A 1,852-nucleotide genomic window follows, 5' to 3' on the forward strand; every position below is an offset into this window, starting at 1 on the left:
GAAGGGGACCGATACGCTCACCTCGCGGTTAACGACAGGGCAGTCGGTCGTCATGGGAAGAAGCAAGATGCAGCCGCTCCTTCAGCAGAAAATTTATGCCATGGAAGAGCAGGGCATCAGGCAGATTTTGCTGCTGTGCACAGGCGTATTTCCGGGACTTGCCACCCAATCTTCCTATTTGATCGAGCCGGATCATATCATTCCCCCGGCGGTGAAAGCGATGGTCGGCCCAAGACGATTGGGCGTCATCGTTCCGCTGGAGGAGCAGAAGGACAGCATGAACTCGAAGTTTGAGCTTCATGGACTGCATCCGGTGTTTGCCGTTGCTTCGCCGTACTTTGTTGAGGAAGGGAATTTCGAAGCCGCCGCACGCACGCTGAAGGAGCAGACGGATCTGATCCTGCTGGACTGCATGGGGTATACGGAGGAAGCACGCCGCATCGTGGCCAAAGCCTCCGGCTTGCCGGTCATTCTGTCGAATGCTATTATGGCTAAAATCGTATCGGAAATGATTTGAGCCGGTCGAGCCCTATTTTTTATAAGGAAGGAAGCTGTGTCACAATGAATGAAAAGATCGTTGAAATCAGTATGAACACGTTGGCCGATTGCCTTGGCTTGAAATCCGGAGAGACTTTTCTGGTCGTTACCGATGAGAGCCGGAAGGAGCTGGCCGAAGCGCTGCATGAAGCCGGAAAACGCCTCGGAGCCGAGTCGATGCTGGCTGTCATGAAGGAGCGCGCGAAGTCGGGAGAGGAGCCGCCTGAGGCGATCGCGGCCGCAATGACCAAAGCGCAGGTCGTAGTGTGCATTACGAAGCACTCGCTGACGCATACGCAGGCCCGCAAGCAGGCGGCAGCCGCCGGAGCGCGTCTGGCTACCATGCCGGGCATCACCGAGGACATGTTCCTGGAAGGCGCCATTGCCGCCGATTATACGCAGGTCAAAGCGCTGACCGAAAAAGTGACGGATATGCTGACAGGCGCCCAAACGGTGCGCATCGAGAAGGACGGCCGTTCGCTGGAATTTTCCATCCAGGGGCGGGACGGGGTGCCCAGCACGGGCATGTACCTGGAGCCGGGACAATCCGGAAACCTGCCTTCGGGTGAAGCCTATATCGCTCCAGTCGAAGGAACGGCCGAAGGTCAAATCGTCGTTGACGGCTCCATTGCCGGCATCGGCAAGCTGTCGGGCCCGATCGTGCTGACCGTGGAAAAGGGACGCCTGACCGCGGCCGAAGGCGGACCGGAGGGAGAGAAGCTGCTGCAGATGCTCGGCGACGGGGACGGCCGTCTGCTTGGCGAGTTCGGCATCGGCACGAACGAGAAGGCCCGGATCACCGGTGTCGTGCTGGAAGACGAGAAGGTGTACGGCACCATCCACGTGGCCTTCGGCAGCAACAACACGTTCGGCGGCGTCGTCGCCGCAGGCGTGCATATCGATTGCGTCGTCGGCAAGCCGGATGTGTATCTGGACGGCCGCCAAATCATGAAGAATGGGGAATTAAAGGGCTGAACCCTATGATGTTCTAGTGGAATGCCTATTGCTTGAGGGGGAGAGACATGGGACGGGACATGATACGAAACCGCTTCGAGCTGGAGGGAAGCGTGCCGGACGAAACGCACTTGAACGGGACGATCCAGGTTCTGACCAGCCATGAGTCCGTCCGGGGCTTTACGCCGGAGGAGGTGCCGCCGGCCGTGCTTGAAACGATCCTGACGTCCGCCAGAAGCGCACCTACTTCCTCCAACCTCCAGGCTTACAGCATCATCGTTATCCGGGACGCGGACCGGAAATCGCGAATTTCGGCACTGTCGGGCCACCAGGGGTTTATTCAGGAAGCGCCGGTGATGCT

General features: G+C 58.7%; 3 protein-coding genes. All 3 read left to right on the plus strand.

The window, feature by feature from the left end; all coding sequences use genetic code 11:
* On the plus strand, nt 1-517 hold a 517-nt coding region (locus CPT76_RS21320), incomplete at its 5' end, for an AroM family protein (protein ID WP_105444400.1).
* Between the two features lie 44 nt (nt 518-561).
* Nucleotides 562-1,512, plus strand: coding sequence for an aminopeptidase (locus CPT76_RS21325; protein ID WP_105444401.1), 951 nt, complete (start codon nt 562-564; stop codon nt 1,510-1,512).
* Between the two features lie 47 nt (nt 1,513-1,559).
* Nucleotides 1,560-1,852: nitroreductase family protein (locus CPT76_RS21330; RefSeq protein WP_181153013.1), on the plus strand; the 293-nt coding region annotated here is incomplete at its 3' end.

Source organism: Paenibacillus sp. AR247 (assembly GCF_002968895.1).
Lineage (GTDB): Bacteria > Bacillota > Bacilli > Paenibacillales > Paenibacillaceae > Paenibacillus_AQ > Paenibacillus_AQ favisporus.